At 75.0% G+C, this 24598-nt stretch carries 21 protein-coding genes and 1 pseudogene (1 of these 22 cut by a window edge); 20 read left to right on the plus strand and 2 right to left on the minus strand.

Annotated features, from left to right (window positions below):
- Positions 1 to 37 precede the first annotated feature (37 nt).
- The 4 genes from CIK06_RS11745 to CIK06_RS11760 are packed head-to-tail and all read left to right on the plus strand — an operon-like array spanning position 38 to position 4942.
- Positions 38 to 1324 (plus strand): metalloprotease, encoded by a 1287-nt coding sequence (locus tag CIK06_RS11745; RefSeq protein WP_095564861.1) that lies wholly within the window; start codon positions 38 to 40, stop codon positions 1322 to 1324.
- Positions 1321 to 2247 carry an ABC transporter ATP-binding protein gene (locus tag CIK06_RS11750; protein ID WP_198348203.1) on the plus strand — a complete coding sequence of 309 codons (927 nt, stop codon included), beginning with the start codon at positions 1321 to 1323 and terminating at the stop codon, positions 2245 to 2247. The genes CIK06_RS11745 and CIK06_RS11750 overlap by 4 nt, the downstream gene beginning before the upstream one ends.
- On the plus strand, positions 2244 to 2999 hold the full coding sequence (locus CIK06_RS11755) for an ABC transporter permease (protein WP_095564863.1): 756 nt from the start codon (positions 2244 to 2246) through the stop codon (positions 2997 to 2999). The genes CIK06_RS11750 and CIK06_RS11755 overlap by 4 nt, the downstream gene beginning before the upstream one ends.
- Entirely contained in the window at positions 2996 to 4942 is a 1947-nt protein-coding gene (locus CIK06_RS11760; RefSeq protein WP_095564864.1) for a TOMM precursor leader peptide-binding protein, read from the plus strand. Before CIK06_RS11755 ends, CIK06_RS11760 begins: the two co-directional genes overlap by 4 nt.
- A 149-nt stretch (positions 4943 to 5091) precedes the next feature.
- Here CIK06_RS11760 and CIK06_RS11765 read toward each other — a convergent pair whose 3' ends face one another.
- Positions 5092 to 5268 (minus strand): thiazolylpeptide-type bacteriocin, encoded by a 177-nt coding sequence (locus tag CIK06_RS11765; protein ID WP_095564865.1) that lies wholly within the window; start codon positions 5266 to 5268, stop codon positions 5092 to 5094.
- A gap of 149 nt (positions 5269 to 5417) precedes the next feature.
- On the opposite strand from CIK06_RS11765, the gene CIK06_RS11770 reads away from it, so the two are divergent.
- The 15 genes and pseudogenes from CIK06_RS11770 (at position 5418) to CIK06_RS11835 (ending at position 23971) form a co-directional block, all read left to right on the plus strand.
- Positions 5418 to 6707, plus strand: coding sequence for an amidohydrolase (locus CIK06_RS11770; RefSeq protein WP_095564866.1), 1290 nt, complete (start codon positions 5418 to 5420; stop codon positions 6705 to 6707).
- A gap of 132 nt (positions 6708 to 6839) precedes the next feature.
- A complete protein-coding gene (locus tag CIK06_RS29300; RefSeq protein WP_157756714.1) occupies positions 6840 to 6986 on the plus strand; it encodes a hypothetical protein in 147 nt (48 codons plus the stop codon).
- A 171-nt stretch (positions 6987 to 7157) separates the two neighbouring features.
- A complete protein-coding gene (gene argC / locus CIK06_RS11775) occupies positions 7158 to 8162 on the plus strand; it encodes an N-acetyl-gamma-glutamyl-phosphate reductase (RefSeq protein WP_095564867.1) in 1005 nt (334 codons plus the stop codon).
- Between the two features lie 46 nt (positions 8163 to 8208).
- Positions 8209 to 9378 carry a bifunctional glutamate N-acetyltransferase/amino-acid acetyltransferase ArgJ gene (gene argJ, locus CIK06_RS11780; protein WP_095564868.1) on the plus strand — a complete coding sequence of 390 codons (1170 nt, stop codon included), beginning with the start codon at positions 8209 to 8211 and terminating at the stop codon, positions 9376 to 9378.
- Positions 9375 to 10289: an acetylglutamate kinase gene (gene argB, locus CIK06_RS11785; protein ID WP_095564869.1), complete on the plus strand. Its 915-nt coding sequence runs from the start codon at positions 9375 to 9377 to the stop codon at positions 10287 to 10289. Before argJ ends, argB begins: the two co-directional genes overlap by 4 nt.
- On the plus strand, positions 10282 to 11457 hold the full coding sequence (locus CIK06_RS11790) for an acetylornithine transaminase (protein ID WP_095564870.1): 1176 nt from the start codon (positions 10282 to 10284) through the stop codon (positions 11455 to 11457). Before argB ends, CIK06_RS11790 begins: the two co-directional genes overlap by 8 nt.
- Positions 11454 to 12449, plus strand: a complete 996-nt coding sequence (gene argF / locus CIK06_RS11795) for an ornithine carbamoyltransferase (protein ID WP_095564871.1) — start codon at positions 11454 to 11456, stop codon at positions 12447 to 12449. The genes CIK06_RS11790 and argF overlap by 4 nt, the downstream gene beginning before the upstream one ends.
- The gene (locus CIK06_RS11800) at positions 12446 to 12961 is read left to right on the plus strand and encodes an arginine repressor (RefSeq protein ID WP_095564872.1); all 516 of its coding nucleotides are present in this window, start codon (positions 12446 to 12448) and stop codon (positions 12959 to 12961) included. Before argF ends, CIK06_RS11800 begins: the two co-directional genes overlap by 4 nt.
- Positions 12958 to 14169: an argininosuccinate synthase gene (locus CIK06_RS11805; RefSeq protein ID WP_095564873.1), complete on the plus strand. Its 1212-nt coding sequence runs from the start codon at positions 12958 to 12960 to the stop codon at positions 14167 to 14169. Before CIK06_RS11800 ends, CIK06_RS11805 begins: the two co-directional genes overlap by 4 nt.
- Positions 14170 to 14177: 8 nt before the next feature.
- Positions 14178 to 15640: pseudogene (gene argH, locus CIK06_RS11810) on the plus strand (argininosuccinate lyase).
- A gap of 338 nt (positions 15641 to 15978) precedes the next feature.
- The gene (locus CIK06_RS11815; RefSeq protein WP_232534162.1) at positions 15979 to 17379 is read left to right on the plus strand and encodes a serine hydrolase; all 1401 of its coding nucleotides are present in this window, start codon (positions 15979 to 15981) and stop codon (positions 17377 to 17379) included.
- A gap of 223 nt (positions 17380 to 17602) precedes the next feature.
- Complete coding sequence (locus CIK06_RS11820) at positions 17603 to 20500, plus strand: penicillin acylase family protein (protein ID WP_232534163.1); 2898 nt, start codon at positions 17603 to 17605, stop codon at positions 20498 to 20500.
- A 49-nt stretch (positions 20501 to 20549) separates the two neighbouring features.
- Positions 20550 to 21167 (plus strand): DNA-3-methyladenine glycosylase, encoded by a 618-nt coding sequence (locus CIK06_RS11825; protein WP_095564874.1) that lies wholly within the window; start codon positions 20550 to 20552, stop codon positions 21165 to 21167.
- 204 nt (positions 21168 to 21371) lie between these two features.
- Entirely contained in the window at positions 21372 to 22349 is a 978-nt protein-coding gene (locus tag CIK06_RS11830; protein WP_095564875.1) for an aldo/keto reductase, read from the plus strand.
- A gap of 176 nt (positions 22350 to 22525) precedes the next feature.
- The gene (locus CIK06_RS11835; RefSeq protein ID WP_095567750.1) at positions 22526 to 23971 is read left to right on the plus strand and encodes a hemolysin family protein; all 1446 of its coding nucleotides are present in this window, start codon (positions 22526 to 22528) and stop codon (positions 23969 to 23971) included.
- On the opposite strand, the gene CIK06_RS11840 is transcribed toward CIK06_RS11835, so the two are convergent.
- On the minus strand, positions 23892 to 24296 hold the full coding sequence (locus CIK06_RS11840) for a PaaI family thioesterase (protein ID WP_095564876.1): 405 nt from the start codon (positions 24294 to 24296) through the stop codon (positions 23892 to 23894). The genes CIK06_RS11835 and CIK06_RS11840 overlap by 80 nt on opposite strands.
- Before the next feature lie 227 nt (positions 24297 to 24523).
- On the opposite strand from CIK06_RS11840, the gene tyrS reads away from it, so the two are divergent.
- On the plus strand, positions 24524 to 24598 hold the beginning of the coding sequence (tyrS, locus tag CIK06_RS11845) for a tyrosine--tRNA ligase (protein WP_232534289.1). 1146 nt of this gene lie beyond the right edge of the window; the window shows 75 of its 1221 coding nt (coding positions 1–75); it begins with the start codon at positions 24524 to 24526; the stop codon falls past the right edge of the window.

Below are 24598 nucleotides of genomic sequence, written 5' to 3' on the forward strand. Positions count from 1 at the left end.
TGCCGGCGGCGCCGGTGCCGGTGCCGGTGGTGCGCCGGTGAGCGGGTCCGCCGGGCTGCTGGCCAAGCGCCCCCGGCTGCGTGAGGACCTGGTCTTCTCGCGGCCGCTGCGGCGCGGCCCGGTCACCGTCTACGTGGTCAAGGACCGCCGCACCGGCAAGGCGTTCGAACTGGCGGCCAAGGAACAGTTCCTGGTCCGGCGGATGGACGGCGCGCGGTCGCTGGCCGACATCACCCAGGAGTACGCCGCCGAGTTCGGCCGCCGGCTCAGCGACGACCACTGGGTGCGGCTGCTCTGGCTGCTGCACGAGCGCGGCCTGCTGAGCACCGGACGGGCCGCCGCCGGCCCGTCCGGCGGCACCGATCCGTCCGGCGCCGGCGGCCCGTCCGGCGCCGGCGGCCCGAACGGCGCTGCCACCCCGGGCGAGGCGGGGGACGCCGGCGGCCCGGGCGGCGCGCTGGGCTGGTGGGCGCGTCGGCTCGGCTGGGTCCTGCGCGGGCCGGTCTTCGCCGGCGGGTGCCTGCTGGTCGCCGCCGTGCTGGCCGCCGTCGCGCTGCGGCTCGGCCCGCTCTGGTCGGCGGCGCGGCCGGCCTTCACCGACCCGGTGAGCCTGCTCGTGCTGGTGCTGCTGGCCTGGCTGAGCGCCGCGCTGCACGAGTTCGCGCACGGGCTGGCGGCGGTGCACTTCGGCGCCACCGTGCGGCGGATCAACCTGCTCACCCTCACCTGCCGGATCGAGGACTACCCGTACCTGCCGCGCCGCTCGCAGCAGGTGAGCATCGCCGCGGCCGGCGGGCTGGCCAACGGGCTGGTCGTGCTCTGCTGCGCGGCGGCGCTGGCGGTGGTGCCGTCCGGCCGGGTGCACGGCCTGCTCGCCGCGTACGTCGTGGTCGGCAGCGTGCAGACGCTTGTCAACTTCGTCCCGCTGCCGCCGCTGGACGGCTACAAGATCGTCAGTCACCTGCTGGACCTGCTGGACCTGTCCCGGGAGAGCCGCCGGTACCTGTCCACGGCGCCGCGCCGGCTGCTGCGGCGGACCGGCCCGCGCTACCCGCGCCCGGTCGCCGTCCGGCTCGGGCTCTTCGGCCTGTGGTGGCTGGCCGCGGTCGCCACCATCGCCGCCGGGGTCGTCGCCGCCGGGGGAGTGCTGCTGGAGGCCAGGCTCGGCGGGTTCGGCTACGCGCTCTCGGCCGCTATCGTCTGCCTGACGATCGCCGGCTGGTTGGCTCGACCCCGGCGGGTAGGCTCCGCCGGTCGGCCGCCGTCCCGACCCTCCGAACAGGACGGTACGCCGGCCAGCACCACGAACCAGGACAACCAGTGAAAGGCGAACCCATGTCACCCACCGACGATCCCGCCATCGTGCTGGACGCCGTGACGAAGTCGTACGGGGCGGTGCGGGCGGTCGACGACATCTCCATCTCGATCGGCCGCGGCGAGTTCTTCGGCCTGCTGGGTCCCAACGGCGCCGGCAAGACCACGCTGATCGAGATGATCGAGGGACTGCGTACACCGGACACCGGCACCGTCACCGTCCTGGGCATGTCGCCCGCCCCCCGCAACCTCGCCCTGCTGCCGCTGATCGGGGTGCAGACCCAGCGCTCGGCGTTCTTCACCCGGTTGACCGCCCGCGAGCACCTGGTGACCGTCGCGGCGCTGTACGGCCTGCCTCCGGAGGCCGCCGACCGGACCCTGGAACTGGTCGGCCTCACCGGCTCCGGCGACGTGCGGGTCAGCAACGTCTCCGGCGGCCAGCGCCAGCGGCTGGCCATCGCGTCGGCGCTGGTGCACGACCCGCAGGTGATCTTCCTCGACGAGCCCACGGCCGCGCTGGACCCGCAGGCCCGGCGCGACCTCGGCGCGATGCTGCGTGACCTGAAGGCCACCGGCAAGACCATCGTGTACACCACCCACCACCTCGACGAGGCGCAGGCGCTCTGCGACCGGATCGCCATCCTCGCCGGCGGGCGGGTGCTGGCCCTGGACAATCCGCGGGACCTGATCGCCCGCTCGGGTCTGGGCACCCGGCTGGTCGTCCCGCCCGGCCGGCTCACACCGGAGCGGGCCGAACAGCTCGACGGTGTCGACCGGGTCGAGGTCGAGGACGGCGCCCTCTTGCTGCACACCACGCAGAGCGCCCGGGTGCTCGCCGCGCTCGGCGCCGAGGGCGGCCTGGACGACGTGCAGACCCGCCCCGCCACCCTGGAAGACGTCTACCTGCAACTGATGGGAGCGCCGCAGGCATGAGCGCATACACCGCGCTGGCCCGAGCCACCTACAAGGCCGCCGTCCGCGACGCCACCACCCTCTTCTTCACCTTCGCGTTCCCGCTGGTCTTCCTGGTCATCTTCGGGCTGATCTTCCGCAATCAGGAGGTGGCCGACACCGGGCACGGCTACATCGACTTCATCGCCCCCGGGGTGCTCTCCTGGGGTCTGGCCAGCGCCGCGCTGTTCGGGGTGTCCTTCACCCTGATGCAGTGGCGCAACGACGACCTGCTGCGCATCATCCGCCTCTCGCCCACCAGCGTCTGGTCGGTGGTCGGCTCCCGGTACGCGGTCGCGCTGGTCATCGGCGTCGCGCAGAGCCTGCTCTTCGTGGGCGTGGCCATGCTGCCGGTCTTCGGCATGCGTCCGGATCCGAAGTGGCCGCTGTCGCTGCCGGTGATGCTGCTGGCCGTGACGGCGTTCCTGGCGCTCGGCCTGATCGTGGGGTCCCGGGCGGACACCGCCGAGGCCGTGGCCGCGGTCGCCAACTGCATCGTGGTGCCGATGGCGTTCCTGTCCGGGTCGTTCTATCCGCTGGAGCTGATGCCCGGCTGGTTGCAGGGGGTCTCGCGGGCACTGCCGCTGCGCTACGTCAACGACGGCATGGCGTACGCCTTCACCGGCCAGGGGACGATGAACGACTATCTGCTCTCCTGCGGCGCCCTGGTCGCCTTCGGCGCCGTGTTCGCGGTGATCGGGGTGCGCACCTTCCGGTGGAGCAACCACTCGTGAGCGCCGCCGCGGCGACCGCGAGCGGGCCGGTGGCCCGCCCCGCCCCGCTCGCCGTCGCCGCGGACCGGCTGGCCGGGCACCTGCGCGAGCGCTGGTCCCGGCGGCCGGTGGGCGCCGTACCCCGGGTGGTGACCCTCGGCGCCGCGGACGTGCTCGGCGCGGCCCAGCCGGACCGGGCATCCGCCACCGTGCACCTGAGCGCGGCGGCCGTGCTGATCGGCCCCACCGGCGGCACCGGCCCGGACCCGGCCTGCGGGCACTGCCTGGCGATCCGCTGGCAGCGGCTGCGGGGCCGCAGCGAACGCGACGCGCTGGAGGTCGGCGCCGGGCCGGTCGCGGTGGGACCGTGGCCGGTGCTGCCCGACTACCACCTGGACGCCGTCTGGGAGCTGTACCGCGCGCTGTCCGCCGGCCCGCCGCCGGCGGCGCCGCCCGGGTGGGACCGGCACAGCGCCGGGCTGGCCCGGGTCACCCGGTTGGACTGGCGCACGCTGCGGGTCCGGACCCATCCGGTGCTGGCCGAGCCGCGCTGCCCGAGCTGTTCCCGCGGGCGGCCCGACCGGCCGCCGGCCGGCACCGGGCTGCGGCGGCCGGCCCCGAAGCCGCACCCCGACGGGTACCGGCTGCGCGCCCCGGACAGCTACCCGATGCCCGAGGCCGCGCTGGTCAACCCCGTCTGCGGGGTGCTGGGCGCCGGCACCCAGCTCACCATCACCTCACCCACCACCGCCCCGGTCACCGGCAGCGTCTTCGTCCGCGGCTACGGCGGGCTGCTCGACGTCTCCTGGAGCGGCCAGTCGACCGGGTACGGCAGCAGCCGGGCGCTGGCCTACCTGGAGGGCCTGGAGCGGTACGCCGGCACGCACCGCCGGCGCAACGTCGAGCCGCTGGTCGCGCCGTACCGGGAGGTCCGGGACCGGGCGCTCGACCCGCAGTCCTGCGGCAGCTATCCGGACGAGGTCTACCGGAGCGACCCGATCCTGCGCCGGTTCGACCCGGACCGGCCGATCCCGTGGGTGTGGGGCCACAACCTGCACACCGACCGGCCGGTGCTGGTCGCGCGCCGGCTGTGCTTCTACAGCTCGCCGGCCGCCGACGACACGTTCCTGCTCTCCTCCTCCAGCGGCTGCGCCACCGGCAGCTGCCTGGCCGAGGCCGCCCTGTTCGGCCTGCTGGAGCTGATCGAACGGGACGCGTTCCTGCTGGCCTGGTACGGCAACCTGGCGCTGCCGCGGATCGACCTGGCCGCCGGCCCGCCGGCCGTGCGGGCGATGGCCGACCGCGCCGAGTTGCAGGGCTACCGCCTGCTCGCCTTCGACAACCGGATCGACCTGGACGTCCCGGTGGTCACCAGCCTCGCCGTCCGGCACGACGGCGGGCCGGGCATGCTCTCCTTCGCCGCGGCGGCCCACCTCGACCCGCAGCAGGCGGTCGCCGGTGCGCTCGCCGAGGCGCTCACCTACATCCCGCACCAGCCCGGCACGGTACGCCGGCGCGGGCCGGAACTGGAGCGGATGGCGGGCGACTACTCGCTGGTGCGCCGGCTGCCGGACCACTCGGCGCTGTTCGGCCTGCCCCGGATGGCGGTACACGCCCGGACCTATCTGGACGTCGAGGAGGCCCGACCGGTCGAGCGGGTGTTCGCCGGGTACCGTCCGGCGCGTACCGGGAACCTGGTGGACGACCTGGACGCGGTGCTGTCGGCGCTGCGTGCCCGGGGGTTCGAGGCCGTGCTGGTCGACCAGACCACGCCGGAGCAGGAGGCCGTCGGGCTGCGGTCGGTCTGCACGATCGTGCCGGGCCTGGTGCCGATCGACTTCGGCTGGACCCGGCAGCGGGCGCTGCACATGTCCCGGCTGCGTACCGCGCCCCGGGCGGCCGGCCTGGTCGACCGCGACCTCGCCGAGGCCGACCTGCGGCTGGTGCCGCACCCGTTCCCCTGACCCGGGCCGCCGCGTCCGGTCCCGGTCCCGGTCCCGCGGCCGCCGGTCCCGTTCCCGCGGCCGCCGGGCGGGGGCACGGAAACGCCGGGCGGGGGCACGGAAACGCCGGGCCACCCGAGAACGGGTGACCCGGCGTGACGCCGCGCCGCTCAGGCCGAGCAGCTGGTGGTGGAGGTGGTGCTGCTGCACGTCGAGGTGGTGCCCGACGAGGAGCAGGACGCGAGGATGGCCTCGGAGGCGTCGGCGTAGTCGGAGATCGCGAAGGTCTCCGACTCCAGCTCCAGGATTTCCTCGGCGAGGGCGGTGAGGTCGGTCTCGGGCGTCATGGCGACTCCAAACGGTCGTGTCCGGCCGGTGCGTCCGGCCCCGTGGAAAGCACACCCCATGCCGCTCACCGATCACCCTCGCGCCGGGTCGCATCCCGCTGTCAACCGATGACAGCGACATGACAGCGCGCTGCACTTGGCTGGCTGGCATGGCACCGCCGGTACCGCAGGCCGGAGTCCGCACCGCCGCCACGGCGGTCGATCCGGCCCTCCTGCGCCGCGCCGAGCGTCTCTACCGGGAGCTGCACGCGCACCCCGAGCTGTCCGGCGCGGAGCGGGACACCGCCGACCGGTTCGCCGCCGCGCTGGAGGCGGCCGGCTGCGCGGTGACCACCGGCGTCGGCGGGTACGGCGTGGTCGGTGTCCTGGCCAACGGACCCGGCCCGACGGTGCTGCTGCGCGCCGAACTGGACGCGCTGCCGGTGGCCGAGGCCACCGGGCTGCCGTACGCCAGCACCGCCACCGGGGTCGACGCCGACGGCCGGACCGTACCGGTGATGCACGCCTGCGGGCACGATCTGCACCTGGCCGCGGTGGCCGGGGCCGTCGCCCGGCTCGCCGCCGCCCGGTCCGCCTGGCGGGGCACGGTGCTGGCGCTCGGGCAGCCGGCCGAGGAGACGCTGCGCGGCGCCGCGGCCGTGCTCGGCGACGGCCTGTACGACAGGTTCGGGCGGCCCGATCTGGTCCTCGCCCAGCACGCGGCGCCGCTGCCGGCCGGGATGGTCGCGCACGGGGCCGGGCCGATGACCGCCGGCAGCGTCACGCTGGAGGTCACCGTCGCCGGGCGGGGCGGCCACGCGGCCATGCCGCACCTGTGCGTGGACCCGGTGGTGATCGCCGCGAACATCGTCGTGCAGGCGCAGGCGATCGTGTCCCGGCAGGTCAGTCCCGCCGAGCAGGTGGCGCTCACGGTCGGCACGCTGCGCGCCGGCGGGCACCCGGGGGTGATCGCCGAGCAGGCCGTCCTCGGCGTGACGATCCGGTCGCTGTCGGATGTCACCCTGGACCGGATACTGGGCGCCATGATGCGGACGATCCACGCCTGCTGCGAGGCCGCCGGCAGTCCCCGGGAGCCGGAGATCCGGGTGGTGTCGCGGGCTCCGGCATACCGGGCGGACCCGGCCACCACCGCGGCCGTGCGGGCCGCGCACGAGCGGGCCTTCGGCCCCGAACGGATCGCCTGGTGGCCGTCGTCCCTGGCGTCCGAGGACTTCCCGCTGCTGGTCGCCGACGGCATCCCGAGCAGCTACTGGATGCTCGGCGTGGTCGGGCCGCGGCAGTGGCGGGCGGCGCCGGGCACCGGCGCGGCGGAGAAGCTCGGCCACCTGCCCACGAACCACAGCCCGGCCTTCGCTCCGGACGTCGCGCTGGCGCTGCCGGCCGGCGTCGAGGCGCTGGTCGCCGCGGCCCGCACCCGGCTCGCGCGGGAAGCCGCATGATCGACCGGATCGGCCCGCGTCCGTCATGATCGATCGGACCGGTCCGCGTCCGTCGGGGCGGGTCTGCGTCAGACCCCGTTCCGGGTTTTCCCACCGTTCCCACCACCGCCGCTGGCGAGTTAGGCAGGCATTGTGAAGTTCTACCAGGTTGTCGCCCTCATCTGGATCGTCGCGGGCGTGGTCACGTCGTTGACCTGGATGATCCTGCGGCACCGTCGCAGCCAGGCCCGTACGGCGCTGCGCGGCTCGCGCGGCGAGCTGCCGCGCTCCCGGGACTGATCCGGGCCACCCGGCGAGATCCGGCGAGAAAGTGTTGACCATGAACGCTTTCTCGCCAGGATTTTCGCCACCGGACCACGATCACCGCAGGTTCATACAGTGCACTGTATGAACTTGCCTCACCCCGGGGGTGACTGCTAACCTCCTGTGCATAGTCATGCGGAGGTGAGTATGGGTATCGGGGTTGCCGTGGCCGGGGCCAGCGGATACGCGGGAGGCGAACTGCTGCGACTCGTCGCCGGGCATCCCGACCTCGACCTCGTGGCGGCCACCGCGCACACCGCCGCGGGCGCGCCCGTGAGCGCCGTACACCCGCAGTTGACCGGCCTGGACCTGGTGTTCGGGTCGACCGATCCGGCCGTCCTGGCCGGCGCGGACCTGGTCTTCCTGGCGCTGCCGCACGGCGAGTCCGCGGCGCTCGCCGCGGCCCTGCCGGCCGGCACGCGGGTGGTGGACCTCGGCGCCGACCACCGGCTGACCGCCCCGGACGCCTGGCGGCGCTACTACGGCGGCCCGCACGCCGGCGCCTGGACCTACGGCCTGCCGGAACTGCCCGGCCAGCGGGACCGGATCGCCGCCGCCGACCGGGTCGCGGCCACCGGCTGCTACGCCGGCGCCACCATCCTCGCCCTGGCCCCGCTGATCGCGGCCGGTGCGGTCGCCCCGGACGACGTCGTGGTGGTGGCCGCCTCCGGCACCTCGGGTGCCGGCCGGGCGGCCAAGCCGCACCTGCTGGGCAGCGAGGTGATGGGCGACCTGTCGCCCTACAAGGTCGGCGCCCACCAGCACGTGCCGGAGATCAAGCAGGCCACCGGCGCCACCTCGCTGTCCTTCACCCCGGTGCTCGCGCCGATGCCGCGGGGAATCCTCGCCACGGTCACCGCCCGCCCGGGCGCCGCCGGCACCGACCCGCGGGAGGTCCTCGCCGCGGCGTACGCGGACAGCCCGCTGGTGCACGTGCTGCCGCCGGGAAGCTGGCCGCACACGGCCGCCACGCTCGGCTCGGCCGCCTGCCACCTCCAGGCGACCGTGGACACCGACTCGGGCCGGGTCATCGTGGTCAGCGCGCTGGACAACCTGGGCAAGGGCGCCGCCGCGCAGGCCGTGCAGTGCGCCAACCTGATGCTCGGCCTGCCCGAGACGGCCGGCCTGTCCGCGTTCGGAGTCGCGCCGTGATCTCGCGGGCGGTCCGCACCCCGACCCCTCTCGTTGGAGTTGCACCATGACCGTCACCACCCCCCGGGGATTCCGCGCGGCCGGCGTCGCCGCCGGCCTCAAGAGCGGCGGCCGGGACGTGGCCGTGGTGGTCAACGACGGCCCCGACGCCACCGCCGCCGGCGTCTTCACCCGCAACCGGGTCAAGGCCGCGCCCGTGCTCTGGACGCAGCAGGTGGTGCGCGGCGGCGTGCTGCGGGCGGTGGTGCTCAACTCCGGCGGGGCGAACGCCTGCACCGGCCCGGCCGGCTTCCAGGACACCCACACCACCGCCGAATACCTGGCCGGCACGCTGAGCAGCCGCAACCCGCGACTGCTGATCGGCGCCGGCGAGGTCGGCGTCTGCTCCACCGGGCTGATCGGCGAGCGGCTGCCGATGGACCGGCTGGTGCGTGGCGTCCGCGGCGCGATCCGGGAGTTGTCCCGCGACGGCGGCGCCGCGGCCGCCGAGGCGATCATGACCACGGACACCCGGCCGAAGACCACGGTGGCCACCGGCACCGGCTGGACCGTGGGCGGCATGGCCAAGGGCGCCGGCATGCTGGCGCCGGCGCTGGCCACCATGCTCTGCGTGCTGACCACGGACGCGGTGGCCGGCACCGAGGCACTGGACGAGGCGCTGCGGGCGGCCTGCCGGGTCACCTTCGACCGGCTGGACTCCGACGGCTGCCTGTCCACCAACGACACTGTGCTGCTGCTGGCCAGCGGCGCCTCCGGGATCGAGCCCGGTCAGGACGAGCTGACCAGCGCGGTGACCAGCGCCTGTCACGACCTGGCCCAGCAGTTGCTCGGCGACGCCGAGGGCGCCACCAAGGAGATCGCCATCGACGTGGCGGGCGCCGCGAGCGAGGACGACGCGGTCGAGGTGGGTCGCACGGTCGCCCGGAACAACCTGGTGAAGACGGCGCTGTTCGGCAACGACCCGAACTGGGGCCGCATCCTGGCGGCCGTCGGCACCACGGCCGCGGCCTTCCAGCCGGACGGCGTGGACGTGGCGGTCAACGGCGTGTGGGTGTGCCGCGCGGGCGCCGCCGCGGAGGACCGGAGCAAGGTCGACCTCGGCGGCCGGCAGGTCACCATCCGGATCGAGCTGCACAGCGGCGACGCCGGGGCCACCATCTGGACCAACGACCTGTCGCACGCGTACGTCCACGAGAACTCGGCCTACTCGACATGATCCTCTCCCGGGACCTCACCGTGGCGCAGATCAAGGCGAGCACGCTGATCGAGGCGTTGCCGTGGCTGGCCCGGTTCGCCGGGGCCACGGTGGTGGTCAAGTACGGCGGCAACGCGATGGTCGACCCCGACCTGCAACGCGCCTTCGCGGCCGACATGGTCTTCCTGCGCTACGCGGGCCTGCGCCCGGTGGTCGTGCACGGCGGCGGGCCGCAGATCTCCGCCATGCTGGGCCGGCTCGGCATCGCCAGCGAGTTCCGCGGCGGGCTGCGGGTCACCACCCCGGAGGCCATGGACGTGGTCCGGATGGTCCTGGTCGGCCAGGTCGGCCGGGAACTCGTCGGGCTGATCAACGCGCACGGCCCGTTCGCGGTCGGGCTCTCCGGCGAGGACGCCGGGCTGTTCACCGCGCAGCGCCGGCCGGCGTACGTGGACGGCGAGCCGGTGGACATCGGCCAGGTCGGCGACGTGGCGTCGGTCAACCCGGCCGCGGTGACCGACCTGATCGGCGCCGGCCGGATCCCGGTGGTCTCCAGCGTGGCGCCCGACGCGGCCGGGGTGCTGCACAACCTCAACGCGGACACCGCGGCCGCGGCCCTGGCGGTGGCGCTGGACGCCCGCAAGCTGGTGGTGCTCACCGACGTGCCGGGGTTGTACGCCGACTGGCCGGACACCGACAGCCTGATCTCCGAGATCACCGACGACGAACTGGCACGTCTGCTGCCCGGCCTTGAGGCGGGGATGGTGCCGAAGATGGAGGCGTGCCTGCGGGCGGTCCGCGGCGGCGTGCCGGCGGCCCACGTCGTGGACGGGCGGCTCGCGCACTCGACCCTGCTGGAGGTCTTCACCTCCGAGGGGTTCGGCACGATGGTCACGCGCGCGGCCGCCGGGGAGGCGAGGAACCATGAGTGAGCTGTTGGCCCGCTGGCAGGCGGCCATGATGGACAACTACGGCACCCCGCCGCTGGCCCTGGTCTCCGGCGCCGGCGCCGTCGTGGTCGACGAGGACGGCCGGGAGTACGTCGACCTGCTCGGCGGGATCGCCGTGAACACCCTCGGCCACGCGCACCCGGCCGTGGTGGCCGCGGTGTCCAAGCAGGTCGCCACGCTCGGGCACGTCTCCAACCTGTACGCCGCGGAACCGCCGGTGGCGCTCGCCGAGCTGCTGCTGGCGCTGGCCGGCCGGTCCGGCCGGGTGTACTTCGCCAACTCCGGCGCCGAGGTCAACGAGGCGGCCTTCAAGCTGTCCCGGCGCACCGGGCGCACGCACGTGGTGGCCACGCACGGCGGCTTCCACGGCCGGACCATGGGCGCGCTCGCGCTGACCGGCCAGCCGGCCAAGGCGGACCCGTTCCGGCCGCTGCCCGGGGACGTCACGCACGTGCCGTACGGCGACGCCGCCGCGCTGGCCGCGGCGGTCACCGACCGGACCGCGATGGTGATCCTGGAACCCATCCAGGGCGAGAACGGCGTGGTGGTGCCGCCGCCGGGCTACCTGAGCGCGGCGCGGGACATCACCACCCGGGCGGGCGCGCTGCTGGCGCTGGACGAGGTGCAGACCGGCATCGGCCGCACCGGCCACTGGTTCGCCCACCAGGCCGAGGCGGTGGAGCCCGACCTGGTCACCCTGGCCAAGGGCCTCGGCGGCGGCCTGCCGATCGGCGCCTGCCTGGTCTTCGGCGAGGCCGCCGGGCTGCTCGCACCGGGCAGCCACGGCAGCACCTTCGGCGGCAACCCGGTCAGCTGCGCCGCGGCGCTCGCGGTGATCTCCACGATCGCCAACGAGGGGCTGCTGGACCACGTGAAGCGGGTGGGGGAGCAGATCCGCGACGGCGTCGAGGCGCTCAACCACCCGCTGGTGGCGCAGGTCCGCGGCGCCGGCCTGCTGCTCGGCGTGGCGCTGCGCGCCCCGGCCGCCGGCGCGGTCGTCGCCGGCCTGCGGGACGCCGGGTTCCTGGCCAACGCGGTCCAGCCGGACGTGGTCCGGTTGGCCCCGCCGCTGGTGCTGACCGCCGCGCAGGCCGACGCCTTCCTCGCCGCGCTGCCCGGCGCGCTGGACGCGGCGCGGGTGCCGTCGTGACCCGGCACTTCCTGGCCGACGACGACCTGAACGCGGCGGAGCAGGCCGCGGTGCTGGACCTCGCCGCCCGGATGAAGGCCGACCGGTACGGCCACCGGCCGCTGGCCGGTCCGCGGTCGGTGGCGGTGCTGTTCGACAAGCCCAGCCTGCGCACCCGGACCTCGTTCGACGTGGGCATCACCGAGCTGGGTGGCCATTCGCTGATGGTGGACACCCAGGTCACCCACTTCGGCCGCGGCGAGTCGCTGCCGGACGCCGGCCGGGTGCTGTCCCGGTACGTGGCAGCGATCGTGCTGCGCACCCACGCCGACGACCGGATCGCGCAGATCGCCGCCGGGGCCACCGTGCCGGTGGTGAACGCCCTCACCGACGGCTTCCACCCCTGCCAGTTGCTGGCCGACCTGCTCACCGTCCGGGAACGGCTGGGCGGCACCGCCGGGCGCACGCTGACCTACGTCGGGGACGCGTCGAACAACATGGCCCAGTCGTACCTGCTGGCCGGGGCGACCGCCGGGATGCACGTGCGGATCGCCGGCCCGGCCGGCTTCCGTCCCGACCCGGAGATCCTGGCCCGGGCCGAGAAGATCGCCGCCGGCACCGGCGGGTCGGCGCGGGTCCTCGGCGACCCGGTCGAGGCGGCGCGCGGGGCCGACGTGCTGGCCACCGACGCCTGGACCTCGATGGGGCAGGAGGGCGACGGCCTGGACCGGGTCACCCCGTTCTGGCCGTACCAGGTCAACGCCGCGCTGCTGCGGGTGGCCGCGCCCGGGGCGATCGTGCTGCACTGCCTGCCGGCGCACCGCGGCGAGGAGATCACCGACGAGGTGCTCGACGGCCCGCAGAGCGCCGTCTTCGACCAGGCGGAGAACCGGCTGCACGCCCAGAAGGCGCTGCTGGCGTTCCTGCTGGCGGCAACCCCGGCCACGGCGGGCGCGGCCGGGGTGGCCGCTCCAGCGGTCGACCCGCCGGCGGGCACCGGAGGGACCGCATGACCGCGCCGCTGAACCGGGTCGCCCGGCACGCCCGCATCGTCGACCTGATCCGCCTGATGCCCGTCCGGTCACAGACCGAACTGGGCGACCTGCTGGCCCGGGACGGGGTGCAGGTCACCCAGGCCACCCTCTCCCGGGACCTGGAGGAACTCGGCGCCGTGAAGGTGCGCGGCGGGGACGGCCCGGCGGTCTACCTGATCCCCGAGGACGGGCACCGCCCGCTGCGCGACGCCGAGACCGCGCCGGCCCGGCTGGTCCGGCTGCTGCGCGAACTGCTCAACGGCGTCGACTCCAGCGGCAACATCGCCGTGTTGCGTACCCCGCCGGGCGCTGCCCACTACCTGGCCAGCGCGTTGGACCGGGCGGGACTGCCCGAGGTCGTCGGCACCATCGCCGGCGACGACACCATCCTCGTCGTGGCCCGTACGGCCGTCGGCGGCGCGGCGCTGGGCGACAAGCTCGCCGGCTGGGCTCGCCGGGAAGAAAACATCGAAGGGAGCACCACGCCATGAGCGAGCGGGTCGTACTTGCGTACTCCGGGGGGTTGGACACCTCGGTCGCCATTCCCTACCTGGCCGAGCAGACCGGCGCCGAGGTGATCGCCGTGGCGGTCGACGTCGGGCAGGGCGGCGAGGACCTGGCCGTCATCCGCCAGCGCGCCCTGGACTGCGGCGCCGCCGAGTCCGTGGTGGTGGACGCGCGGGAGGAGTTCGCCGCGCAGTACTGCCTGCCGGCGGTGCGCGCCAACGCCCTCTACATGGACCGCTACCCGCTGGTGTCCGCGCTGTCCCGGCCGCTGATCGTCAAGCACCTGGTGACCGCGGCGCGGGCGCACGGCGGGACGATCGTGTCGCACGGCTGCACCGGCAAGGGCAACGACCAGGTGCGGTTCGAGGCCGGTCTCGGTGCCCTGGCCCCCGACCTGCGGGTGATCGCGCCGGCCCGGGACTTCGCCTGGACCCGGGACAAGGCGATCGCCTTCGCCGAGGAGAAGGGCCTGCCGATCGACGTGTCGGCCAAGTCGCCCTACTCGATCGACCAGAACCTGTGGGGCCGGGCCGTGGAGACCGGCTTCCTGGAGGACATCTGGAACGGGCCGATCGAGGACCTGTACTCCTACACCGCCGACCCGAGCGCCGAGCGTGACCCGGACGAGGTGGTGATCTCCTTCGACGGCGGCGTGCCGGTGGCGATCGACGGCGAGACGGTCACCCCGTTCCAGGCGGTCGCCGAGCTGAACCGGCGGGCCGGCGCGCACGGCGTGGGCCGGCTGGACATGGTCGAGGACCGGCTGGTCGGCATCAAGAGCCGCGAGGTGTACGAGGCGCCGGGCGCGATCGCGCTGATCACCGCCCACCAGGAGCTGGAGAACGTCACCGTGGAGCGGGACACCGCCCGGTTCAAGCGCGCCGTGGACCAGCGCTGGGGCGAGCTGGTCTACGACGGCCTGTGGTTCTCCCCGCTTCGGCAGTCGCTGGACGCCTTCATCGCCGAGACCCAGCGGTACGTCACCGGCGACGTGCGGCTCACCCTGCACGGCGGCCGGGCCGTGGTGACCGGCCGGCGTTCGGAGGCCAGCCTGTACGACTTCGGGATGGCCACCTACGACACCGGCGACACCTTCGACCAGTCCCTGGCCAAGGGATTCGTCCAGCTCTGGGGTCTGCCCAGCCGGATGGCCGCGGCCCGGGACGCCCGGTTGGGCGGCCCGAACCGGTGACCGCCAGAATGGTCGGCGTGGACGACCGGAGCCTGACCGAGAACACCGCCGCCGCCAACCGCACCAGCCTGTGGGGTGGCCGCTTCGCCGGCGGCCCCTCCGAGGCGCTCGCGCGGCTGTCGGTGAGCGTCCAGTTCGACTGGCGGCTCGCGCCGTACGACCTGGCGGCCTCCCGGGCGCACGCCCGGGTGCTGGCCGGGGCCGGCCTGCTCGACCCGGACGAACTGGGCCGGATGTTGGCCGCGCTGGACGACCTGGAGGCCGCCTGCGCCTCCGGGGCGTTCCGGCCCACGGTGGACGACGAGGACGTGCACACGGCACTGGAGCGAGGGCTGCTGGAACGGCTCGGCGCGCTCGGCGGCAAGCTGCGCGCCGGCCGGTCCCGCAACGACCAGGTCGCCACCGACCTCCGGCTCTACCTGCGGGACCACGCCCGCGGGTGGCGGCCCGGCTGGTGGAGCTGGCGGACGCGCTTGTCGACCAGGCCGGCGCGCACGTCGACACCCCGGCGCCCGGGATGACGCACGTGCAGCACGCCCAGCCGGTCACCTTCGGACACTGGCTGCTGGCGCACGTCCAGCCGCTGCTGCGGGACCTGGACCGGCTGCGGGACTGGGACCGGCGTACCGCCGTGAGCCCGCTCGGCGCCGGCGCGCTGGCCGGCTCCGGCCTGCCGCTGGACCCGGTGGCGGTCTCCAAGGAACTCGGCTTCACCACCTCGTTCGCCAACTCGATGGACGCGGTGGCCGACCGGGACTTCGTGGCCGAGTTCCTGTTCATCACCGCGCTGATCGGGATCCACCTGTCCCGGCTCGGCGAGGAGGTGGTGCTCTGGACCTCCCAGGAGTTCGGCTGGGTCGAACTGGACGACGCGTTCGCCACCGGCTCGTCGATCATGCCGCAGAAGAAGAACGCCGACATCGCCGAGCTGGCCCGGGGCAAGTCGGGCCGGCTGGTCGGCGGGCTGACCGCCGTGCTCACCATGCTCAAGGGCCTCCCGCTCAGCTACGACCGGGACATGCAGGAGGACAAGGAACCGGCGTTCGACGCCGTGGACACCCTCGAACTGCTGCTGCCGGCCCTGGCCGGGATGGTGGCCACCATGACGGTGCGGGTCGACCGGCTGGTCGCCGCCGCGCCGGTCGGCTTCTCCCTGGCCACCGAGGTGGCCGACTGGCTGGTCCGGCGGGGGGTGCCGTTCCGCGAGGCGCACGAGATCACCGGCCGTCTCGTGGCGCTCTGCGCGGCCCGCGAGTGTGCCCTCGACGAGGTCTCCGACGACGATCTGCGGTTGGTCAGCGAGCACCTGGAGCCGAGCGTCCGGGACGTGCTGTCGGTCCGGTCGGCGCTGGCCGCCCGGACCACCCCGGGCTCGACCGGCCCCGGCCCGGTGTCCGACCAGTTGGCCGCCGCCGCGGAGCAGGTGCGCGACTGGCGGGAGTGGGCCGCGCGCAGCGTCGTTCCCCGCTGAGTCGTCCCGCACCGGGGAGTCGGCCATCTTCCGGCCGGTGTCGACACGTCTTGCGGGAAGTCGGGGTGTTCCGGCGCCGGTTACACCCCGACTTCCCGGAAGATGAGTCGACCTTGCCGGCGGGTCCACGGCAGGGCTGTCCCGCGCCGATCCCGATGGCGGGAACGTCCCGTTCGTGGTGAACCGGCCTCGGCGGGCGGTGCGCGACCGCTCGTCGGGTATCCGCCGGCCACCGCCCGTGGAGTGTCCACGGTGGTCGGCGACCGGTCGAGCGCGACGGTAACGCCAGGTGAGCAATCCGCCCCTTTCCGTGGCGGGTCCGCACTAGGGTCGGTCTCATGCGGGCCATCCCTCGGGCCACGGCGCTGCTGGGCGTCGTCGCCCTCTTCCTGCTGACCGCCACCGCGCCCGCGGTGACCGCCGGGACCGCCGTCCCGGCGCACGCGGGCCTCATGCCGGCCACCGCGGGCCTCATGCCGGCCACCGCGGGCCTCATGCCGGCCACCGCGGGCCTCATGCCGGCCACCGCGGTGACCGCCGTACCGGGCGGGGTGACCGCCGTCGCGGACACCGCGAGTGCCGCACCGGGCGGGGTGGCGACCGCGGGTCCGAGCACCGCGGCGGCCCCCGCGCCGTGTCCGCAGCCCAGCCCCGCGGTGGCCCGACCGCCGCGCCCGACGTCCCCGCCGCAGCGGCCCGCGGACCGCGCGGTCGGCGGGTCGGCGCTGGCCGTGACCGGCCTGGCAGTGCCGCCCGGTACGGCGCCGCCACCCCCGGTCACCGCGACCTCCTGGGTGGTCGCCGACCTGGACAGCGGCGCCGTCCTCGGCGGCTGCGACCCGCACCAGTCCACCCCGCCGGCCAGCGTGCAGAAGCTGCTGCTGCTGGAGACGGTCCTGCCCCGGCTGGACCCGGACGCCGTGGTCGAGGTGACGCCGGAGGACATGAACTTCGAGCCCGGCAGTTCGGCCATGGGGGTGGTGGAGGGCGGCCACTATCCGGTGCGGACGCTGCTGCTCGGACTGCTGCTCAACTCGGGCAACGACGCGGCGAACGTGCTGGCCCGGGTCGCCGGCGGCGCGGCCGGGCTGCCGGGCACCATGGCCGCGATGAACACCGAGGCGCGGCGGCTGGGCGCCTACCAGACCCACGCCGTGACCCCGTCCGGCCTGGACGGTCCGGGGCAGTTCACCAGCGCGTACGACCTGGCGCTCATCGCGCGGGCCGACTTCGCGCGGGCCGACTTCCGCCAGTACGTGTCCACCCGGACCGCCCAGGTCCCGCCGCAGCCGCCGCGGGATCCCAAGGGCTACCAGATCACCAACGACAACCAGCTTCTGTGGCGGTATCCGGGCGCGCTCGGCGGCAAGACCGGCTTCACGGACCTGGCCCGGCACACGTTCGTGGGCGCCGCCGAGCGGGACGGCCGGCGCCTGGTGGTGACGCTGGTGGGCGCCGAGGCCGCGCCGCAGCGCGGCTGGGAGCAGGGTGCCGCGCTGCTGGACTGGGGATTCGGGCTGCCCGGCGGTGCCCGGGTCGGCGAGCTGGTCGCGCCGGCCAACCCGACCCCGGCGCCCAGCGGCACCAGCCCGTCGCCGATCGCCGGCAGCCACCCGGTCGCGGCCGGGGCCGGGGGCAGCGCCCGGATCGGTCCCGGCGTGGCGGTCGGCGTCGCGCTGGCCGCGGCGCTGGCCGCCGGGGTGACGCTGTTCGCCGTCCGCCGCCGCGTCCCCCGCTGAGCCGCCGCGTCGCCCGCCGGGCCGCGGCGTTGCCCGCCGGGCCGCCGCGTCCTCCGCCGAGCGCCGCCTGCCGGCCGCGTCTCCCGCCGAGCGCCGCCTGCCGGCCGCGTCGCCCGCCGGATCGGCCGGCTGATCCGCCGGGTCCGGGACGCGGAACGGACGTTTCGCCCCGGCCCGACTCCATGATCGACGACGGCACTGGTCGCGCGTAGGATCCCGCGGCATGACACGGTCCGACGCCCCCGGTCCGGCCCGACCCGACACCCCGGCGGACGATTCCGACGCCCGGTCGAAAGAGCCCACCGCGTCCCAGGACGAATCCGGCACGTCCGGCGACGACTCCGAAACCACCCCGGACGGCCCCGCCGCGACCTCGGACGGCGCGACTCCGGACGGCGCGACCCCGGCTGCTGCGACCCCGGATGCCGCGACCCCGGGCGGCGGCCGGCGACCCCGGCGCTGGCGGCGCCGGCTGGCCCGGGTGGCGATCTCGGTCGTCGCGGTCGCGCTGGTGCTCGCGCTGGTCGCCACCGGCCTGGTCATCTGGTCGGTCCGGCGGGCCTTTCCGGAGTACGGCGGCAGCCTGTCGCTGCCCGGCCTCGGCGCGCCGGTGACCGTGCTGCGGGACGCGCACGGCATCCCGCAGCTCTACGCGCACACCGAGGAGGACCTGTTCCGGGCGCAGGGCTACGCGCACGCCCAGGAGCGGTTCTGGGAGATGGACTTCCGCCGGCACGTGACGGCCGGCCGGCTCGCCGAACTGTTCGGCCCGTCGCAGTTGGAGACCGACACGTACATCCGCACCCTGGGCTGGCGGCGGGTGGCCGAGCAGGAGTGGGCGCTGATCTCGCCGGACAGCCGGCGCTACCTCACCGCGTACGCCGACGGGGTGAACGCGTACCTGGTGGCCCAGGGGGTGCTGGCCGATCCGGCCGCCGCCGACGGCGCGCCGAGCGGGTCGGTCAGCCTGGAGTACACGCTGCTGGGGCTGCTCAACCGGGGCCACCGGATCGAGCGCTGGGAACCGGTGGACAGCCTCGCCTGGCTCAAGGCGATGGCCTGGGACCTGCGCGGCAACATGTCCAGCGAGCTGGATCGGGCCAACCTCTACGGCCAGGGTCTGAGCCTGGCGCAGATCGACCAGCTCTACCCGACGTACCCGTACGAACGGAACCGGACGATCGTGCCGGCCTCCGGTGGCACCGGCGGCACCGGCGGCGGCGTCCCGGCCGAGCCCGCGGGGGACCGCCCGCCGTACCCGGCCAGCACCGCGGCCGTCGCGGCGCCGGCGCTGGCGGCGGCCCGGAACCTGGCCGCCGGCCTGCCGAACCTGCTCGGACCGGACGGCGAGGGCATCGGCTCGAACTCGTTCGTGCTCGCCGGCTCGCGGACCACGACCGGCGCGCCGATCCTGGCCAACGATCCGCACCTCGGGCCGTCGCTGCCGGGAATCTGGATGCAGATGGGCCTGCACTGCGACTGCGGGTACGCCGCGGCCGGCTACACCTTCTCCGGGATGCCCGGCGTGGTGATCGGGCACAACGACCGGCTGGCCTGGGGGTTCACCAACCTCGACCCGGACGTCACCGATCTCTACCTGGAGCGCGTGGACGGCGACCGCTACCTCGTGGACGGGGCGTGGCGACCGCTGCGCGAGCGGACCGAGACGATCCGGGTGGCCGGCGCGACGCCCGTGACGATCACGGTCCGGGAGACCGGGCACGGACCGCTGCTGTCCGACGCGTCCGAGCCGCTGCGCGCCATCGCCGCCACCCCGCCGCCGACCGAACCGGCCGGCCGCGCCCCCGCCGACCAGGCCGGCGCCGGCCCGTCGCCGACCGGCGGCGCCGGACCGGCACCGGCCGCCGCGGCGCCGACCGGACCGGTCACGGCGGTGGCGCTGCGCTGGACGGCACTGGACCCGGGCCGCACCATGGACGCGGTGTTCGCGATCAACCGGGCCACCGACCCGGCGACGCTGCGGCAGGCCGCCGCGCTGTTCGAGGTGCCGGCGCAGAACATCGTGTACGCCACGGTGGACGGCCGGATCGGCTACCAGGCGCCCGGGCGGATCCCGGTCCGCGGCGCCGGTGACGGCCGCTGGCCGGCGCCCGGCTGGGACTCCCGGTACGACTGGCGCGGGTTCATCCCGTTCGCCGAGCTGCCCGCGGTGAGCGACCCGCCGGACGGGGCGATCGTGACGGCCAACCAGGCGGTGGTCGGCCCGGCGTACCCCGGGCTGCTCACCATGGACTGGACGGCCGGCTACCGGTCGCAGCGGATCAACGAGCTGCTCGCGGCGGCCCCGAAGCACTCGGTGCAGGACGTGTCCCGGATCCAGTTCGACAGCCGTAACCCGGTCGCCGCCGACCTGGTGCCCGAACTGCTCGCCGCGCCCCTGGACGGCCCGGCCGTGGAGGCCCGGGACCTGCTGCGCGACTGGGACGGCCAGCAGCCGGACACCGGCCCGGACGGCTCGGCGCAGGCCCACTCGTCCGCGGCGGCCGCGTACTTCAACGCGGTCTGGCGGCACCTGCTGCTGCGGACCTTCGACGAGGTGCCGGCCGGCTCGCCACCGGACGGCGGCGAGCGGTGGTTCCAGATCGTCACCGGGCTCGCCCCGAACTCGCCGTGGTGGGACGACCGGTCCACGCCGGCCGTCGAGGACCGCACCGCCATGCTCACGGCGGCGCTGCGGGACGGGTACGCGGAACTGGCCGACCGGCTCGGCGACCACCCGGCGAAGTGGCGCTGGGGCGACCTGCACACCCTCACCCTGCGCAACCAGTCGTACGGCAGTTCCGGCATCGGCCCGGTGGAGTGGCTGTTCAACGCCGGCCCCTACCGCACCTCCGGCGGGAAGGGCCTGGTCAACGCGACCGGCTGGAACGCCGGGCAGGGCTACGAGGTGAACTGGGTCCCGTCCATGCGCATGATCGTGGACCTGGGCGACCTGGACCGGTCCCGCTGGGTGGACCTGGCCGGGGTGTCCGGGCACGCGTTCGGCCCGCACTACACCGACCAGGTGCCGCTGTGGCGCACCGGCGCGACGCTGCCGATGCCCTGGAACCGGCCCGCGGTCGAGGCGGCGGCGAAGCACCGGCAGACCCTCGTACCCTGAGCCGAAGGTCCGCCGCCGCGGCGCCGGCCGGGTGTGCTTTGCTGGTGGCGTGTCCGACGCCCGGCCGGTCGATCTCGCGGCGCTGCTGGCCGGACCGGTCGAGCCTGCGGCGCGCGGACTGCTCGGCGCCCGGCTGAGCGCCGGCGGCGTCACGGTCCGGATCACCGAGGTCGAGGCGTACGCGGGCTCGGGCGGCGATCCCGCCTCGCACGCCCACCGCGGGCCGACCCGGCGCAACCGGGTGATGTTCGGGCCGCCCGGACACGCGTACCTCTACTTCACCTACGGCATGCACTGGTGCATGAACGTGGTGACCGGCCCGGCCGGGGAGGCGTCGGCGGTGCTGCTGCGCGCCGGTGCGGTGGTCGACGGCCTGGCCACGGCCCGGGACCGCCGGCCGGCCGTACGCCGGGACGTGGAACTGGCCCGCGGCCCGGCCCGGCTCTGTTCGGCGCTCGGCCTCGACGGCGCCGCGTACGGGGCGTACCTGCTGGCCGACGGCCCGGTCCGGCTGGCGGAGCCGGTGGAGCCGGTGGACCCCACGGCCGTGGCCGCCGGCCCGCGGGTCGGGGTGACCGGCGCGCACGACCTACCGTGGCGGTTCTGGCTGGCCGGCGACCCGACGGTCAGCGCGTACCGCCGGCACGTGCCACGCCGCCGTCCCTGACCGGCGTCGCTCCCGACCGGCGCCGTCCCCCACCGGCGGCCGTCGCTGACGAAGCCGCCGCCGCCGACCGGCGGCGTCCCTGCGGACGCGGCCCGACTGTGTGCCGCGCCGGCGGAACGGATTTGCCGTCGAGCGCACTCGAACTCATACCGTGGGCGGGATGGTCGGGCGCCGCGCACGGCGGCGCCGCGAGAAGGAGGCACGATGCGTACCGTCGCACTCGGCAGCCAGGGTCTGCGGGTCTCGGCTCAGGGACTGGGCTGCATGGGGATGAGCCAGTCGTACGGGCCGGCCGACGACACCTCGTCGATCGCGACCCTGCACCGGGCGCTGGAACTCGGCGTCACCCTGCTGGACACCGCGAACGTCTACGGCGAGTTGGGGATCTACGGCTTCGGCGCCAACGAGCGGCTGCTCGGGTACGCCCTGCGGGGCCGGCGCGACGAGGTGGTGCTGGCCACCAAGGTCGGGATCCGGGGCATCGACCGGGCGGACGGCAGCACCCGGTTCCGCCTCGGCGCCGACCCCGACTACGTCCGGCGGGCCTGCGACGAGTCGCTGACCCGGTTGGGCATGGAGCACATCGACCTGTACTACCTGCACCGGGTCGACCCGGACACCCCGATCGAGGAGACCGTGTCCGCGCTGGCCGGGCTCGTCGAGGCCGGCAAGGTGCGCTACCTGGGGCTGTCCGAGGTGACGGCCGAGGAGTTGGAGCGGGCACACGCCGTACACCCGATCACCGCCGTGCAGAGCGAGTGGTCGCTGTGGACCCGCGGCGTCGAGGAGTCGGTGGTGCCGGCGGCGCGGCGGCTGGGTGTCGGTCTCGTGCCGTTCTCGCCGCTGGGCCGCGGCTTCCTCACCGGGGCGCTGAGCGCCGGGCAGGAGTTCGCCGCCGACGACTTCCGGCGGACCAATCCACGGTTCGCGGCCGACGCGCTGGCCGCCAACCAGCGCCTCGTGGACGTGGTGCGGCAGATCGCCGCCGAGCGGGAGGTGCTTCCCGGCCAGGTGGCGCTGGCCTGGGTGCACGCGCAGGGCGAGGACGTGGTGCCGATCCCCGGCACCAAGCGGGTGAGCTACCTGGAACAGAACGTGGCCGCCGCCGACCTGCGGCTGGACGCGGCCGACCTGGCCCGGCTGGACCGGCTCGCCGAGCAGACCGTGGGCGCCCGGTACTGACGGAGCCGGCGGCGGCACCGGATGCGATCCGGTGCCGCCGCGTGCACCCGGCGCCCCGCAATCTCCTTGGTCGGCTTCGGGATTCGCCGTCCGTGCGGCTGGGCATTGCCAGGCTGACGGACGGCGTACCGGGGGACCCGGCCCGGCGGTGAGGAGACGAAGCGGTGCAGACCTGGATGCAGCTCGCCCTGGTCGGCGTGCTGGTGATCGTCAATGCTGCCTTCGCCGGCAGCGAGATGGCCCTGGTCTCGCTGCGGGAGAGCCAGCTCCAGCGGCTGGAACGCACCAGCCGCTCGGGCCGGGTGCTGGCCCGGCTGGCGACGGACCCGAACCGCTTCCTGGCCACCATCCAGATCGGCATCACGCTCGCCGGCTTCCTCGCCTCGGCGGCCGCCGCGGTGTCGCTGGCGAAGCCCCTCGTACCGCTGCTGGGAGTGCTCGGCGAGGCCGCCCAGCCGGTCGCCGTCATCCTGGTGACGCTGGCGTTGACCTTCGTCACCCTGGTCTTCGGCGAACTGGCCCCGAAACGGATCGCCATGCAGCGGGCCGAGGGCTGGGCCCTGGTCGTCGCCCGCCCGCTGGACCTGCTGGCGAGCCTCTCCCGGCCGGTCGTCTGGGCGCTGGGCCGCACGACCGACCTCGCGGTACGGCTCGCCGGGGTCGACCCGCGGCAGCAGCGGGACGAGATCAGCCCGGACGAGCTGCGGGAGATCGTCACGAATCACCACGGCCTGACGGTGGAGCAGCAGACCATCATCGCGGGCGCCGTGGAGATCGCCGAACGGCAGCTCCGGGCGGTCCTGGTGCCCCGGCTGGAGGTGTTCTGCCTGGACAGCGGCACCTCAGCGGAGGCCGCCCGGATCGTCCTGGCGGCCTCGGGCAACTCCCGGGCGCCGGTGGTCCGGCACGGCATGCTCGACGACGCGGTCGGCGTCGTGCACCTGCGGGACCTGGTCGGCGTACCCGACGAGCGGCCGGTGGACGACTACGCCCGGCCGCCGCTGCTGCTGCCGGACTCGCTGCCGGTGGTGGCGGCGCTGCGCCGGTTCAAGGCCGAACGGCAGCACATCGCCCTGGTGGTGGACGAGCGGGGCGCGGTCGACGGCATCGTCACCCTGGAGGACGTGCTGGAGGAGATCGTCGGGGAGATCTACGACGAGACGGACCGGGACGTCCGCGGGGTACGCGCCGAACCGGACGGCGCGATGCTGGTGCCCGGCACGTTCCCCGTGCACGACCTGCCGGACATCGGCGTCGAACTGTCCGCCCGCCCGGCCGGGGACTACACCACGATCGCCGGACTCATCCTGGCCAGGCTCGGCCGGATCCCCACCGAACCGGGCGAGACGCTGGCCGTCGACGGCTGGAACCTCCAGGTCGAGGCCGTGGCCCACCACGCGATCACCCGGGTACGGCTGCGCCGCGCCGACCCGTCGAACGCGCAGGCGCCGACCGGAAGCGGTGACCCGACCGCGGACCCTGGCACCGACCCTGGCACCGACCCGAGCACCGACCGGGTCACCGACCCGGAGCCGGACCGGCTCAGCCGAGCTGTTCCGCGGACGGAAGGTTCTGCAACCGGACCTGGCCGCGAGACACCAGCCGGCCGGCCGTATCGGTGATCTCGACCTGCCACAGCTGCTGCGACCGGCCCCGGTGCACCGGCGAGGCGACGGCGGTCAGCTCACCCTCGCGGACCGCCCGCAGGAAGTCCGTGTGGTTGCTCACCCCCACCACGTTCCCCCGGTCGCCGAACCACATGGCCGCGCCGACGCTCGCGGCGGTCTCCACCACCGAGGCGTACACGCCGCCGTGCTGGATGCCGTACGGCTGGTGCAGCTCCGGACGGACCCGCCAGCGGATCACCACCCGGTCCGGCGTGCTCTCCTGGAACTCCAGGCCGAGCAGCGTCACGAAGCCGCCGGTCGTCACCTCGGACTTCTCCATACCCGGCCCCCAATGGCCTCGTGCGGATCTTCCCCGGCCAGCCTAGGGCCGGACGCCCGGCGGGATCGAAACCGGGTACGACCGCCCGCTCGGGATGGGGGAGAATGCCCTGCGTGACCGACAGCGACCTTTCTCCCGCCGCGTCCGGCGGTGACCCTTCCCCCGCCGGTGACCCGTCCCCCGTCGCGGGCGGCGGCGGCCTCCTCGACGACCTCCGGTGGCGCGGGCTGATCAGCGACTCGACCGGCCTCGACGAGTTCGGTGAACTCCTGGCCGGCGGCCCGGTCACGTTCTATGTGGGC

The organism is Plantactinospora sp. KBS50 (assembly GCF_002285795.1).
Lineage (GTDB): Bacteria > Actinomycetota > Actinomycetes > Mycobacteriales > Micromonosporaceae > KBS50.